This is a genomic window from Streptomyces sp. NPDC101165, assembly GCF_044768135.1.
GTDB lineage: Bacteria > Actinomycetota > Actinomycetes > Streptomycetales > Streptomycetaceae > Streptomyces.
Genome location: NZ_JBIWPG010000004.1, coordinates 14,841 through 28,783, shown reverse-complemented (window position 1 = coordinate 28,783; position 13,943 = coordinate 14,841). Strand labels below are relative to the sequence as shown.

At 72.1% G+C, this 13,943-nt stretch carries 12 protein-coding genes; 8 read left to right on the top strand and 4 right to left on the bottom strand.

What is annotated here, in order from left to right; translation table 11 throughout:
- Positions 1-66 precede the first annotated feature (66 nt).
- The gene (locus tag ACIRVH_RS09285; protein ID WP_403950036.1) at positions 67-1,290 is read left to right on the top strand and encodes an ATP-grasp domain-containing protein; all 1,224 of its coding nucleotides are present in this window, start codon (positions 67-69) and stop codon (positions 1,288-1,290) included.
- Positions 1,287-2,540 carry an ATP-grasp domain-containing protein gene (locus tag ACIRVH_RS09280; protein WP_403950033.1) on the top strand — a complete coding sequence of 418 codons (1,254 nt, stop codon included), beginning with the start codon at positions 1,287-1,289 and terminating at the stop codon, positions 2,538-2,540. The genes ACIRVH_RS09285 and ACIRVH_RS09280 overlap by 4 nt, the downstream gene beginning before the upstream one ends.
- 101 nt (positions 2,541-2,641) lie before the next feature.
- Here the strand turns inward: ACIRVH_RS09280 and ACIRVH_RS09275 are convergent, their stop codons facing one another.
- A complete protein-coding gene (locus ACIRVH_RS09275) occupies positions 2,642-4,009 on the bottom strand; it encodes a hypothetical protein (protein ID WP_403950030.1) in 1,368 nt (455 codons plus the stop codon).
- 144 nt (positions 4,010-4,153) lie between these two features.
- On the opposite strand from ACIRVH_RS09275, the gene ACIRVH_RS09270 reads away from it, so the two are divergent.
- Positions 4,154-5,386, top strand: a complete 1,233-nt coding sequence (locus ACIRVH_RS09270) for an MFS transporter (RefSeq protein WP_403950028.1) — start codon at positions 4,154-4,156, stop codon at positions 5,384-5,386.
- Here the strand turns inward: ACIRVH_RS09270 and ACIRVH_RS09265 are convergent.
- Together ACIRVH_RS09265 and ACIRVH_RS09260 are read right to left on the bottom strand one after the other, a co-directional pair.
- Positions 5,360-6,754: an FAD-binding oxidoreductase gene (locus ACIRVH_RS09265; protein ID WP_403950026.1), complete on the bottom strand. Its 1,395-nt coding sequence runs from the start codon at positions 6,752-6,754 to the stop codon at positions 5,360-5,362. The two genes, ACIRVH_RS09270 and ACIRVH_RS09265, sit on opposite strands and share 27 nt — an antisense overlap.
- Positions 6,755-6,838: 84 nt before the next feature.
- Entirely contained in the window at positions 6,839-7,831 is a 993-nt protein-coding gene (locus tag ACIRVH_RS09260; RefSeq protein ID WP_403950025.1) for an ArsR/SmtB family transcription factor, read from the bottom strand.
- A gap of 67 nt (positions 7,832-7,898) precedes the next feature.
- On the opposite strand from ACIRVH_RS09260, the gene ACIRVH_RS09255 reads away from it, so the two are divergent.
- Positions 7,899-9,131 carry an MFS transporter gene (locus ACIRVH_RS09255; protein WP_403950023.1) on the top strand — a complete coding sequence of 411 codons (1,233 nt, stop codon included), beginning with the start codon at positions 7,899-7,901 and terminating at the stop codon, positions 9,129-9,131.
- A gap of 101 nt (positions 9,132-9,232) precedes the next feature.
- A complete protein-coding gene (locus ACIRVH_RS09250) occupies positions 9,233-9,871 on the top strand; it encodes a uridine kinase (RefSeq protein ID WP_403950021.1) in 639 nt (212 codons plus the stop codon).
- 148 nt (positions 9,872-10,019) lie between these two features.
- Here the strand turns inward: ACIRVH_RS09250 and ACIRVH_RS09245 are convergent, their stop codons facing one another.
- Positions 10,020-10,757, bottom strand: coding sequence for a SigE family RNA polymerase sigma factor (locus ACIRVH_RS09245; RefSeq protein WP_403950019.1), 738 nt, complete (start codon positions 10,755-10,757; stop codon positions 10,020-10,022).
- Positions 10,758-10,987: 230 nt separating this feature from the next.
- Here ACIRVH_RS09245 and afsQ1 point away from each other — a divergent pair, with 230 nt between their 5' ends.
- The 3 genes from afsQ1 to ACIRVH_RS09230 are packed head-to-tail and all read left to right on the top strand — an operon-like array spanning position 10,988 to position 13,850.
- On the top strand, positions 10,988-11,665 hold the full coding sequence (gene afsQ1 / locus ACIRVH_RS09240) for a two-component system response regulator AfsQ1 (RefSeq protein ID WP_403950017.1): 678 nt from the start codon (positions 10,988-10,990) through the stop codon (positions 11,663-11,665).
- Positions 11,662-13,242, top strand: a complete 1,581-nt coding sequence (locus ACIRVH_RS09235) for an ATP-binding protein (protein WP_403950014.1) — start codon at positions 11,662-11,664, stop codon at positions 13,240-13,242. Before afsQ1 ends, ACIRVH_RS09235 begins: the two co-directional genes overlap by 4 nt.
- Positions 13,239-13,850, top strand: a complete 612-nt coding sequence (locus ACIRVH_RS09230; protein ID WP_403950012.1) for a hypothetical protein — start codon at positions 13,239-13,241, stop codon at positions 13,848-13,850. The genes ACIRVH_RS09235 and ACIRVH_RS09230 overlap by 4 nt, the downstream gene beginning before the upstream one ends.
- Positions 13,851-13,943 lie beyond the last annotated feature (93 nt).

The window sequence follows — 13,943 nt, the reverse complement described above, 5'->3', positions numbered from 1 at the left end:
CCCGTCAGAAATCTGTGCGCCGCCGGGTCCGTCGGCCCGGCGTCGCCTACCTGGGAGGTTCCTGTAATGGCTCCGCGCATCGCCTTGTTGGGCGGCCGGCCCACCGTGCTGAAGTCCGCCTCGGACCTGGGCTGCGAAGTCGTCCTCGTCCACACACCGGGGAGGTACGACACCGACGCCGCCGCGCGGTACTGCGCGGAGGTGGTCGAGGCCCCCCTTGCCGACGAGGAGGCGGCCGTCGCCGCGGGCCGCGCGCTGTTCGCCCGGCAGTCGGTGGTCCGCTTCTTCTCGCCCAGCGAGCTGGGCCTGGTCCCCGCCGCCCGGTTGAACGAGGAGTTCGGTCTCGGCGGCAACTCCGTGCGCACCGTACGACTGCTCAAGGACAAGTCCGCGATGCGTCGGCGGCTGGCCGAGGTCGGTCTCTCCCCGGTGCGCTTCCGCGTGGTGCACAGCGCGGCGGAACTGGCCGGGTTCCTCTCGGAGCTGGGCGGCCCCGCGATGGTCAAGCCGCTGGACTACGGCGGCAGCGCGCACGTCTACCGGGTCGACGCCGCCGCCGACGCCGCCGGGATCTGGGAGAAGGCCGAGGCGGCGGGCCGTACCCGCATGCTGGCCGAGGAGTTCCTGGTCGGCCACGAGGTCAGTGTGGAGGCGTTCACCGACGACGGCGTGCACACGGTCGTCGCGGTGACCGACAAGCTGCTCGGCGCCGGCGGTTTCATCGAGGCCGGTCACTCCGTCCCGGCCCGTGTCGACGAGGCCGCCCGGCAGGGGATCGTCGAGTTGACGACGCGGCTGCTGGACGCGGTCGGGCTCGTGGAGGGACCCTCGCACACCGAGATCATGATCACCGGTTCCGGGCTGCGGATCATCGAGTCCCACAACCGCGCCGGCGGCGACAGCATCCCCGAACTGGTGCGGCTGGCCTACGGCGTGGACCTGGTGCGCAGCGCGGTCGCGGTACCGCTCGGCATCGAACCGTGGCAGCCCGAGGTGCCCCCGGCCGTCGCCGGGTCGGCCATCCGGTTCGTGCCCGCGGAGCCGGGCGTGGTGACCGGCGTCGAGGTGTCCGACGACATGCCCGAGGGCGTCACCCTCGATGTGAAGGCCCGCCCGGGCATGGTCGTGCCGCCGCTCACCTGGTCCGTCGACCGGGTCTGCGGCCAGGTGATCGCGGTCGGGACCGACGCGGCCGACGCCGCCGCGCGCTGCGAGAAGGCCGTGGCCGGCATCCGGATCACGACCACCCCCGAAACCACCGTCGCCGGTGAGGCAGGAGAACGAGCGTGACCACCGCTTCCCGTACGGTCGTCATCGTCGACGCCTTCGCGAGCGCGCGCTGCCTGGCCCCGCTGTTCCGGGCCCGTGGCTACGACTGCGTTCACGTGCAGAGCACTCCGACGATTCCGGCGGCGTACGCGCCGAGCTTCCAGCCGCAGGACTTCGTCGACAACATCGTGCACGACGGGAACGTGGCCGAGACCGTCGCCGCCATCGCCCGGCATGCCCCCGTCGGTCTGCTGGCCGGCATCGAGCGGGCCGTCGTCCTCGCGGACGAGCTGGGCGAGGAGTTGGGCCTGCCCACGAACGGCACCGCGCTCAGCTCCGCCCGCCGCGACAAGTTCCTGATGATCGAGACGGTCCGCGAGGCCGGTGTGCCCGGTATCGAGCAGATCCTGGTCTCCGACGCCGACACGCTGCTGAGCTGGTACGAGCAGTCCGGCGGCGGCCGTGTGGTGCTCAAGCCGGTGAGCAGCGCGGGCAGCGACGGTGTCCACTTCTGCGACGGCCCCGCCGAGGTCCGCAAGGCGTTCGAGGCGCTGATCGGCACCAGGAGCGCGCTGGGCCAGGACAATCACGCGGTGCTGGCCCAGGAGTACCTGGTCGGCGGCGAGTACATCGTCAACACCGTGAGCCGCGACGGCCGTCACCACGTCACCGACATCTGGAAGATGCACCACCTGAGCGCCAACGGCGTCAAGGACCTGCCGGCCGGTGCGGAACTGATGTCCCGGCACGGCGAGGAGCAGGACCAGCTGGCCGAGCACACCTTCCAGGTGCTCGACGCCCTGGGCATCCGCAACGGCCCGGCCCACACCGAGCTCAAACTGACGCCTCAGGGCCCGCGTCTGGTCGAGACGGGCGCCCGGGTGTGCGGAGCCGACGTGCACGTGCCGACCGGGGCCGCGCTCGGGGAGAGCCAGCTGGACTGGGCCGTGGACGCCTGCGTCGACCCCGAGCGATTCCGGAAGCGCTGCGACACCCCCTATGAGGTGCAACGGCATGCACGGATCGTCAACATGGTCTCGCCGGGCGCCGGGACCCTGGTGTCGTATCCGAGGATGGAGGAACTCCGGGCGCTGGAGAGCTTCCACGACGTGCTGTACCGGGTGCGCCCCGGGGCGCCGGTCCATCGCTCGGTCGACGACTGGACCTTCCCGCTGCGGGTGTACCTGCTGCACCCGACGGCGGCCACGGTCGCCCGCGACGCCCTGACCACCCGGTACATGGACGGCGAGGGCTTCTACGAGATCGACTGACCCGGCCCTCGTGGAAGCGGACCGCGGGAAGGGGCCGGGCGCGAGGTTCTCGCGCCCGGCCCCTCTTTTTTCCTGCCGTGCCTTTCCCGTCGTACCGGTCGTCAGCCCGCCGGCTCGGCCTCCTCGTGCAGTACGGCGCCCGCGTGCGCGCCGCCCGCCGTGTTCACCACGACCTCACCGGAGTCCACGGTGGTCGCCCTGGCGAAGGCGCCGCCGTAGCCGGCGGCCACGGTGAACACCCCCCACAGAGCCGTCCACGGCCTCAGTTCGCCGTCGTCGTCGGGGAACAGCTCCAGCGCCGGCCGGATCCTGCGCTGGATGACGTAGGGCCCGTCGAGCGCGGCGGTGATCTGCTCGCGCCACTCCTGTGCGCTCAGTCCGGGCGCCCAGCCGAGCACCACGCCGTTGCCGCCGGACATCAGGGTCGGCTTGAGCGCCAGGTCCTGCTGGTTCGCCAGCGCGTACTCGACCAGGTCCACGCGCTCGCCGCTCTCCAGCATGACCTGCCCCGGGCGGACCATACGGGTCCACGGCAGGATGCGGTCCAGACTGTCGCGTTCCTCCGCGCTGAACAGCTGCCGGTTCCGCTCGTCCGAGAGCATCGCGAGCGCGCCCTTGCTGGCGTATGCGGAGCAGTCCATCGGCGTGAAGATCTTCACCTCACCCCGCTCGGCGGCATCCAGAACCGGATCCATCAGGGCCGGGGCCTCGGGTGACTCCAGCAGATCGGCGATCAAAAAGGTGCGGAAGACGATGTCCACCGGCCGCCGGCCCAGCCACACCCGGCCGTCGCGGACCTCCAGCTGGCCGATGTGGCAGGGGTGGGCCTCCAGCCCGAGCTCCCCCCAGCGCCCGCACAGCAGCTTCATGTACGGGATCATGTTGTCGTAGCTGCTCGGCCAGTCGGTGAGCGCGACCACGGGGTTGTCCCCGGGCCTGAAGCCGCTCTCCACGATGATGTTGTTCACCTGCTCGCGCAGGGTGTCGACGTATCCGAGCCCGCGCTCCTGTGCGAAGTCGGCCAGCACCGGGTGTTCGAGCAGGGCGCGGCACATGTCGGCGTTGTCCATGCCGCCGACGGCGCTGCCGATGTTGAGTTCGAGCAGCTTGAAGCCGCTGTCGTCAACATACAGGTCGGCCCGGGTCTGCCGGGTCAGCGACGGTCCCCGCCCGCGCATGATGGCCGAGACCTGGACCTCGGTCATGCCCACCGCCCGCGCGAACGCGGCGAGGTCGCCGCCGAACAGCCGGTCGGGGAGGCTGCCCAGCGCTGACAGCAGGTTCTCCAGGTCGGCGTGCAGCCGGATCCGCTCGTCGTGACCGAGAAAGAGCGGACGGGACAGGTACTTGCCCTTGTAGAACGTGTTGAGCAGCTCGGACTCCGGCTGCCTGCCCACCAACTCACCGGCCCTGGCGCCGCTTTCGGCGACTCTGGCCAGATACTGCGTCGTCAAAGAGACGCGATCCATGAACGGACCCTTCCTTACTGCCGTCGGCATACCCGAACCGAAGCCTTGCGAACACCGCGTCCCGGGGCGAGCGTTCGGCAGGTTCCTGCCGGTCCTCGCGCGCGCGGGGCCGGTTCCCGCGGGCGCCTGTCATGATCGTTGGCCATGACTCCTGACGACGGCGCGGTGCGGCGGACCCTGAAGCTCCTGGTCCTGGTCAACACGGTCGGCAACGGGATGTACATGACCGCGGGCGTCCTCTACTTCCTCCGCGTGACCGGGCTCTCGGCCGCCCAGGTGGGTGCCGGGCTCAGCATCGCCGGTCTGGTCGCGCTGTCGGCCGGGGTGCCGGTCGGGCATCTGGCGGACCGCCGGGGGGCGCGCGGGGTCTATGCCGCGACCCTCGTCGCCGGTGGTCTGGGGATGGCCTCGTTCCTGCTGGTGCACGGGTTCTGGCAGTTCCTGGCCGTGGCGTGTCTGTGCGGTCTGGCGCAGAACGCGGGCGCGGCGGCCCGCGGGCCGATCGTCCGGGCGTACGGCGGTGAGCGCCCGCAGCGTTTCCGGGCGCAGCTGCGCGTGGTGACCAACATTGGCATCTCGGCGGGGGCGGTGCTGGCGGGTGCCGTCGTGCAGGCGGACACGCGGACCGCGTATGTGCTGCTGATCGCCGGCAACGCGGTGTCGTTCCTGGCCGCCGCCGCGATGACGCTCGCCGTTCCGTCGCCGGCCCCCGTGCCGCCGGGACCGGCCGGGCCGAGCTGGACGGCGGCGTTGCGGGACCGTCCGTTCGTCCTGGTGACCGCGCTGGACGGGATGATGAGCATCCAGTTCCGGGTGGTGACGGTGCTCTTCCCGCTCTGGGCGGTGACACACACGGCCGCGCCCCGATGGATCGTCGGCGCCGGCATGCTCGCCAACACCGCGCTGGTGGTGGCGTGTCAGGTCCGGGCGAGCCGGGGCGTGGACAGCCCGTCCGCCGCGAGCGCCGCGATGCGCCGCGCGGGGCTGGCGTTCGTGCTGGCCTGCGGCGTGTTCGCGGCCGCCCAGGGCACGCCGGGCTGGGCGGCGGCGCTGCTGCTCCTCACCGGCATGACCGTGCACACCCTGGGCGAACTCTGGCACTCTGCCGCCGGGTTCGAGTTGTCCTACGCCCTCGCGCCGGAGCACGCCACGGGCCAGTACCTGGGGCTGTGGGGCATGGGCATGGGCCTGGGCGGGGCGTTCGCGCCCGCGCTGCTGACCACCCTGTGTGTGTCCTGGGGCCGGCCCGGGTGGGCGGTGGTGGGGGCCTTGTTCCTGTTCACCGGCCTGCTCTCGCCGGCGGCGACCCGGTGGGCGGTGCGCACCCGCCCCCGGGCCGATGCCGAGGCGTCAGCGGGCGTGGTGGCCGGCGGCTGACGCGTCCACCGCCCGGGGCAGCAGGGTGCCGGGGTTGAGCAGCCCCGCCGGGTCCAGGGCGGACTTCACCGAACGCATCACCGCGATCTCGGCGGGCGACCGGCTCAGGTGCAGATAGCGGGACTTGGCCCGGCCGACCCCGTGCTCGGCGCTGATGCTGCCGCCGAGGGCCGCGACCCTCTCCAGCACCTGCCCGGTGACCGCCTCCTCGTCCGCCGCCGCCACGTCGAGCAGGTTGACGTGCAGATTGCCCTCGGCCAGGTGGCCGAAGAGATACGGCCGGGCCCGTCCTGCCAGCAGTACGGGCAGGCCGGCGACGAAGCCGGGCAGTTCGGCCAGGGGGACGGTGACGTCGAGCTTGAGGGGGACGCCCTCGGCGTTGATCGACTCGGTGTGCCGTTCCCGGTAGGCGGCCAGCCGCCGGCGGTCGGCGCCCCGCAGGGCGACGGCCGTCTCCAGCGGGCCCGGCTTGTCGAGCACGTCGAACAGTTCCTGGGCCGGATCGCGCTGCCCGGCGCACTCGACGAGGAGGTAGACGGGGTGCGCGGTGCGGAACGGGGCGGGCAGCCCGCTCTTGTCCAGGACCAGGGCCAGTCCGTCGGCCATGAAGAACTCGGCCAGCTCCAGCGAGTCCAGCGTCCGCAGCCGGGACACCAGGTCGATGGCGCTGTCCAGCGAGTCGAGCGCCACCAGGGCGGTGACCCGCTCCGGCAGCTGGGGCACCAGCCGCAGTCGGGCCCGGGTCACCACGCCCAGGGTGCCCTCGCTGCCGACCAGCAGGTTGGTGAGGTCGTACCCGGTGTTGTCCTTGGGCAGCCCGGCCAGCCGGTCCAGCACGGTGCCGTCGGCCAGCACCGCCTCGACACCGGCGACGTTGGCCCGGGTGGTGCCGTACCGCACGACCCGCTCCCCGCCCGCGTTGGTCGCGATCATGCCGCCCAGGGTCGCCGAGTCCCTGGCGGCCAGATCGACGCCGAACTCCAGCCCGTGGGAGGCGACCTGGCGGTGCAGGTCGGACAGCACCACGCCCGCGCCCACGGTCACCTGGCGTACGGCGGTGTCGACCGGGTCGATGCCGTCGAGCCGTCGCAGGGACAGCACGACCTGGGTGCCGGCCGGGGTGGGCACCGAACCGCCGACCAGCCCGGTGTTGCCACCCTGGGGAACGACCGGTGCCGCGGCCTGGTGGCACAGCCGCAGCACCTCGGCCACCTGGGCGGTGTCGGCGGGCCGGACCACGAGCCGGGCCCGGCCGGTGTAGCGGCCGGTGAAGTCGGTCTCGTACGAGGCGCGCAGGGCTGGGGCGCTCAGTACGTGGGCGGGCCCGACCACGGCCGAGAGCCGCTGGGCGAGACGATCAGTTTCCACGGGGTCCGGCCACTCCTCATCGTCGGGTGAACTCATCCGGGTGGAGAGCCTGTTGGGCCGGCCCCACCCGCAAACTCCCCGATCCTACGGAAGGGCCGCGCCGAGCAGGGACTCGGCGACCGAGGTCCGGGCGTAGAGCACGGACCGGCCGGCCCGGTGGGCGCTGACCAGACCGGCGTCCCGCAGCGCCATCAGCTGCTGGGACACCGCGGCGGGTGACAGCCCGGTACGCCGGGCGAGTTCGGTGGTGGAGGCCGGCGCCTGGAGCTCGGCCAGCAGCAGGGTGCGCGAACGCCCCAGGACGGCGGCCAGGGCGTCGCTTCTGAGCACCGGCCGGGACTCCCAGAGGGTGCCCACCCCGCGCGCCGGATAGGCGAGTTGGGGCGGCTCCGGCTGCCGTACCCGGGTGAGCAGACCGGGTCCCGCGAAGGCCGAGGGGATCAGCAGCAGCCCGGAGCCCGCCGCCCGCCGGGTCAGTCCGCGCCGGCGCCGGATCAGCCGCAGCGCGTTGTCGTTCCAGCTCACCGATTCGTGCAGGTCGTTGAAGAGGTGCCCGGCGCCGTGCTCGGCGACCTGCCGGGCCCGGTGGAAGACATCGGCGTCCAGCACCGCCCGGACCCGCGCCCAGTAGGGTGCCAGTGCCAGCTCCCAGTAGACCTCGATCTCCTCGGCGACCTTGCCGATGCAGGCGCCCGGATCGGCGGACAGGGTCCGCGACCGGGGCCCGCGAGAGCCCAGGTGACCGGAGAGGTGGTCCAGGTCGCGCCGTATCCGGTCGTCGGGGGCGGCCACGATGGCGGCGAGTTCCTCGCCGAGCGCCGGGGCGGGATGGGCGGGGGCCGGGTTGAGGAAGTCGGGCAAATAGCCCGACGGCGGGATCAGTTCGGCCAGCCATCCGTGGTCGAGTCCGGCGGCGATGACGCGCGGCCGCACCTGCTCGATCCAGACACGGTGCACGGGATGCGGGGCGCCGGAGGCCAGCAGACGGAAACTGGCCACGACCTCCCACATCGGGGAGACGGCGAACCGCATCTGCGCCAGGTCACTCGCCGAGAACGCCAGCTCAGCCAGCTCCATCACCCCATGGATTCACGTATATCCGAATCGATGGCCGCCAGCCTACCGAGCCGCGATGATCCCGGACATGCTCTCCACCTTCAGCGGCCTGCCCCGAACGGCCTGGATCGTCTTCGCCGGCACGATCGTGAACCGGCTCGGCTTCATGGTGACCCCGTTCCTCGTCTACTACCTGGGTTCGCGCGGCATCAGCACCGACCAGGTGCCGTACGTCCTGGGCGCCCTGGGCGCGGGCAACCTGGTCGGCCCGATCCTGGGCGGCCTCCTCGCGGACCGGCGCGGACGCCGGCCGACCATGGTGACCGGGCTGGTCGGCGTGGCGGCCTCGCACGGCCTGTTGTTCGCCGCGCCGAATGTGCTCTTCCTCTCACTCGCGGCCGTACTCCTCAGCATCACCGGCAGCATGGTCAGCCCGGCCGCGTCCGCGCTGGTCGCGGAGTCCGTCGGTCCAGAGCGCCGCCGCTCGGCGTTCTCGCTGGTCCACTGGGCGGTGAACATCGGCACCGCGGGCGCCGGCATGCTCGGCGGCTTCCTGGCCACCAAGGGCTACTGGCTGCTGTTCCTGGTGGACGCCTCCGGCTCGCTCGCCTACGCCGTCATCGCGGCCACCCTGCTGCCGTTGGGCTCCCGCTCGAAGTCCACCGCGGCCGACGGGGGCGGGATCGGGTACGGCGTCGTCTTCCGCGATCCGCTGATGCGGATGCTCCTGCCGCTGTTCGGTGTCTCCATCGCGATCTACTCGCTCACCGAGGCCGGCCTGCCGCTCGCCATCCGCGACGACGGTCTGTCCCCGACCGTCCTCGGCCTGATGGCCACGGTCAACGCCGTCCTGGTCGTCATCCTCCAGCCGATCGCGACGTCCGTGCTGTCGGGCCTGCCGCAGCTGCGGGTGTACGTGGCGGCCGGCACGCTCATCGCGATCGGGGTGGCGCTGACCGGTGTCGCCGACACCGCCTGGGGCTATGCCGGGACGGTCGTGCTGTGGTCCGTCGGCGAGGCCTCGATCGGCGGCATCCACTCCTCGATCATCCAGAGCATCGCCCCCGAGCACGCGCGCGGCCGCTACCAGGGCGCCTTCCAGTGGTCGTGGGGCATCGCCCGGTTCTCCGCGCTGACCATCGGCACCGCCGTCTACGCCCATGCCGGGCCCGCCGTCCTGTGGTGGTTCAGCGCGGTGGCGGGCGTGGCCGCCGCCCTCGGCGTGGGCGCCCTCGCCCCCGCGATCAACCGGCGCACCGCCGTCCCGGAACCGACGCCGGAGCCGGAACCGGAACCGGACGGTGATCCCGTCGCCCGGTGACGCCCTCTCCCGGGTCGCGCCGCGGCAGGGATAATGGCCCGGGGGTTCCCGACCGGAGCCCCCAGACCGCCCATGAAACCGCAGGTGAGAAGGACAGCACAGTGGGTTCCCATCCGCCCGTACCAACCCGGGTCGTACTCCTGTGCGGCCCGTCCGGTTCCGGCAAGTCCCTTCTCTCCGCCCGCTCCGGCCTTCCGGTCCTGCGCCTCGACGACTTCTACAAGGAGGGCGACGACCCGACGCTGCCGCTGGTGGACGGAAGTGCGGACATCGACTGGGACCATCCGGAGTCGTGGGACGCGGACGTCGCCGTCGAGGCCATCACCCGCCTGTGCGCCTCCGGGTCGACGCCGGTGCCGGTGTACGACATCTCGCTGAGCGCCCGTACCGGCGAGGAGACGCTGCACATCGGGCGCACCCCGCTGTTCATCGCAGAGGGCATCTTCGCCGCGGAGATCGTGGAACGCTGCCGTGAACTGGGGGTGCTGGCGGACGCGCTGTGCCTGACCCGCGGACCGGTCACCACCTTCCGCCGGCGCTTCCTGCGCGACCTCAGGGAGAGCCGCAAGTCGGTCCCGTTCCTGCTGCGCCGCGGCTGGCGGCTGATGCGCGCGGAGCGGTCGATCGTGACCCGCCAGGTCGCGCTGGGCGCTCACCCCTGCGACCGGGACGAGGCGCTGGGCCGGCTGGCGGCCGCCGCCGCCGCGGGGCGGCACGCGCGGCAGCAGACGGCGGCGTAACAGAACGCGCGAGCACGCAAAGCGGGACTGGACGGACCCCCCGGCCCTCCAGTCCCGCTTCTCGGTGCTCCCCCGTGTTTCCCCGTTTCCCCCGTGGGCCCACCCCCCAGTGGTCCCCCGTTGGTCCCCCGTCGTTCCCCCCGAACCTTCAGGCGACCAGTTCGCCGAAGGCGTCCTCCTCGTCACGGCCGAAGCTGAGGACCTCGTCCTCGCGCAGCCGGCGGAGCGACCGCCAGATGCTGGACTTCACCGTGCCGACACTGATGTCGAGGATCTCCGCGATCTCCGGGTCCGTGCGGCCCTCGTAGTAGCGCAGGACCAGCATGGTGCGCTGGAGTTCGGGCAGCCGGGACAGCGCCTGCCACAGGACCGCGCGCAGCTCGGTGCCGCGCATCGCGTCCGTCTCGCCGGGCGTCTCCGGCAGTTCCTCGGTCGGGTACTCGTTGAGCTTGCGGCGCCGCCAGGCGCTGATGTGCAGGTTGGTCATGGTGCGGCGCAGATAGCCGCCGACCGCCGCCTTGTCGCTGATCCGGTCCCACGCCTTGTACGTCGAGAACAGCGCGCTCTGCAGCAGGTCCTCGGCCTCGAAGCGGTCACCGGTCAGGTGGTAGGCGGTGGCGTACAGGGAGGCGCGGCGCTCCTGGACGTAGGCGGTGAACTCCGCCTCGGTCAGCGAACGGCGCTCCCCCGAGTCCTCCCTGTACGCGGATCCCCCGTGCGTCTCCCCCGTGTACGTGTCAACCACCGTCATGTAACCGGTGTGCTGACGCCCGGCGCCGCGAGCGCACCCCCGCCCGCTCACGGCGCCGGACTTCTCGGAACCCCGGTGCACGTCGTGCAGACGCGTGACCACTGCGCTGGTGCTGATGCTGTGCAGCGTGTTCATCTCGCGCTCCCCCGTCGTGGACTTCCGGTGTCCGGCTTGCTCGGCGTTACTTCCTTGCCTGTGCCGAAAAGCTTGCCGAGCGACCTTCATGGCCGTGTCCGTCGACTGTCACAGACCTGTCACAGGGGTCCGGCCCAGGGCCGTCACAGAGCGCGCACAGGAGGTGGCGGTAGGGAGAGCATGGTGTCGGCAGGTCGTACGAGAGCCCGTCCATGGGCCAGAATGAGCCCGTGCCTTCCCTGTTGCTGATCGAGGACGACGACGCCATCCGCACGGCCCTGGAGCTCTCTCTGACGCGCCAGGGTCACCGGGTGGCCACCGCTGCCAGCGGTGAGGACGGTCTGAAGCTGCTGCGTGAGCAGCGACCGGATCTGATCGTGCTGGACGTGATGCTGCCCGGCATCGACGGATTCGAGGTGTGCCGGCGCATCCGGCGCACCGACCAGCTGCCGATCATCCTGCTGACCGCCCGTAATGATGACATCGACGTGGTCGTGGGACTGGAGTCCGGCGCCGACGACTACGTCGTGAAACCGGTGCAGGGCCGCGTGCTGGACGCCCGGATCCGGGCCGTACTGCGCCGCGGCGAACGCGAGTCCAGCGACTCGGCGGCCTTCGGCAGCCTGGTCATCGACCGGTCCGCGATGACCGTCACCAAGAACGGCGAGGACCTGCAGCTCACGCCGACCGAGCTGAGACTGCTGCTGGAACTGAGCCGGCGGCCCGGTCAGGCGCTGTCCCGGCAGCAGTTGCTGCGGCTGGTGTGGGAGCACGACTACCTGGGCGACTCGCGCCTGGTGGACGCGTGTGTGCAGCGGCTGCGCGCCAAGGTGGAGGACGTGCCCTCGTCGCCGACCCTGATCCGTACCGTCCGTGGTGTCGGCTACCGCCTGGACGTTCCTCAGTGACCGATACGCAAGGGGGGCTGCGCGGCTGGGCCGCGGGGCGCAAGGGAAGTCTGTCGCGGCTGCGGTTCACCAGCCTCAGGCTGCGACTGGTCGTCGTCTTCGGTCTGGTCGCGCTCACCGCCGCGGTGTCGGCGTCGGGCATCGCGTACTGGCTGAACCGGGAGGCCGTGCTCACCCGCGCCCAGGACGCGGTGCTGCGCGACTTCCAGCAGGAGATGCAGAACCGGGCGGGTGCGCTGCCGGTGCACCCCTCGCAGGACGAACTGCAGCACGCGGCGGGCCAGATGGCCGGCAGCAGCCAGCGGTTCAGCGTGCTGCTGGTGGCCCAGGACCCGAGCGGCGACACGGTGTACGGCAACTCGGGCGGCATCAACGGCTTCGCGCTGGACGACGTGCCGGGCTCGCTGCGGGCCGCGGTGAACAAGCGGCAGAAGGTGACCGACTCCAACGAGTCGCCGTACCACCTGTACTGGCAGCGGGTCGACAACCACGGCACGCCGTATCTGGTCGCCGGCACCCGGCTGATCGGCGGCGGTCCGACGGGCTACATGGCCAAGTCGCTGGAGCCTGAGGCCAAGGACCTCAACTCGCTGGCCTGGTCGCTGGGGATCGCGACGGGTCTCGCGCTGATCGGCTCGGCGCTGCTCGCGCAGGCCGCCGCCACGACCGTGCTGAAGCCGGTGCACCGGCTCGGGGTGGCCGCCCGGCGGCTCGGCGAGGGCAGGCTGGACACCCGGCTGAGGGTCTCGGGCACGGACGAACTCGCCGACCTGTCACGGACGTTCAACAACGCGGCCGAGGCGCTGGAGCAGCGGGTGGCCGAGATGGCCGCGCGCGACGACGCGTCCCGGCGCTTCGTGGCCGACATGTCCCACGAGCTGCGGACGCCGCTGACCGCCATCACCGCCGTCACGGAGGTGCTGGAGGAGGAGCTGGACGCGGACGCCGGGAGCATCGACCCGATGATCGAGCCGGCCGTACGGCTGGTGGTCAGCGAGACGCGGCGGCTGAACGACCTGGTCGAGAACCTGATGGAGGTCACCCGCTTCGACGCCGGGACCGCCCGTCTGGTCCTGGACGACGTCGACATCGCCGACCAGATCACCGCCTGCATCGACGCCCGCGCCTGGCTGGACGCCGTGGAGCTGGACGCCGAGCGCGGGGCCCACGCCCGCCTCGATCCGCGCCGCCTGGACGTCATACTGGCCAACCTGATCGGCAACGCGCTCAAGCACGGCGGATCGCCGGTGCGGGTGTCGGTGCGCATCGACGGGGACGACCTGGTCATCGCGGTGCGCGACCACGGGCCCGGTATCCCCGAGGACGTCCTGCCGCACGTCTTCGACCGCTTCTACAAGGCCAGCGCCTCCCGGCCGCGTTCGGAGGGCAGCGGCCTGGGCCTGTCCATCGCCCTGGAGAACGCCCACATCCACGGCGGTGAGATCACCGCGGCCAACTCCCCCGACGGGGGTGCGGTGTTCACGTTGCGGTTGCCGCGGGACGCCGCACGGCTGACGGAGGAGAACGACGAGGGCGCCAAGAACGACGACGGGAATTCCGGGAAGGAGGGGTCATGAGAGCAGGGACCGTACACAGCCTGCTGGCGGTGCCCCTCCTGGCCGCGCTGCTCACCGGCTGCGGGATCCGGCCCACCGAGGTGCCGACGGACTTCGGCGCTGCGCCCTCCCGGGTGCCGTGCACGCCGTCCGGGCCGGGTGTGTCGACGCAGTCCTCGCAGGGGGTGGCCGTTCAGGTCTTCCTGCTGTGCGGCTCGTCCCTGGTCGCCGTCGACCGGACCGTCCGGGTCCCGGAGGGCACGCCGGACGAGCGGCGCCGGGTGATCGTGGCGCAGGGCCTGCTGGACCAGCTCGCAGCCTCCCCGTCGGCCGGGCAGAAGGCGGCGGGCTACACGACGTACGTCCCGGGCGGCCTGAGCGTGAGCGGGCCGGGCCGGAAGGACCCGGACGACACGCTCAGGCTGAGCACCGCGCCGGAACAGCTCACCTCCTACGCCCTCGCCCAGCTCGTGTGCACGCTGTCCGACTCGGCGGCGACCGAGGGCGACGGCTCGGTCGTCCTGGGCGGCCCGGGCACCGCCCCGCTGCGCCGCTACGAGTGCACCGACGACGTCCGCAACCGCCCGGGGACGACCGAGCCGCCGTCCAGCGAGGTCACGGCCGGCTGAACGGCCGCGCGCGGGCGGGTGTGGCGGACACCTCATGTGCATCCGCGTGACGGATGCGGAACCGATCGTGCACAGGGGTGCGTCTAGGGGGGC

Bases quoted from the DNA above. Each gene is read 5' to 3' on its own strand.
- ACIRVH_RS09285 (WP_403950036.1), top strand. From the start codon at position 67: ATGGCTCCGCGCATCGCCTTGTTGGGCGGCCGGCCCACCGTGCTGAAG.
- ACIRVH_RS09275 (WP_403950030.1), bottom strand. From the start codon at position 4,009: ATGGATCGCGTCTCTTTGACGACGCAGTATCTGGCCAGAGTCGCCGAA.
- ACIRVH_RS09270 (WP_403950028.1), top strand. From the start codon at position 4,154: ATGACTCCTGACGACGGCGCGGTGCGGCGGACCCTGAAGCTCCTGGTC.
- ACIRVH_RS09260 (WP_403950025.1), bottom strand. From the start codon at position 7,831: ATGGAGCTGGCTGAGCTGGCGTTCTCGGCGAGTGACCTGGCGCAGATG.
- ACIRVH_RS09255 (WP_403950023.1), top strand. From the start codon at position 7,899: ATGCTCTCCACCTTCAGCGGCCTGCCCCGAACGGCCTGGATCGTCTTC.
- ACIRVH_RS09245 (WP_403950019.1), bottom strand. From the start codon at position 10,757: ATGAACACGCTGCACAGCATCAGCACCAGCGCAGTGGTCACGCGTCTG.
- ACIRVH_RS09230 (WP_403950012.1), top strand. From the start codon at position 13,239: ATGAGAGCAGGGACCGTACACAGCCTGCTGGCGGTGCCCCTCCTGGCC.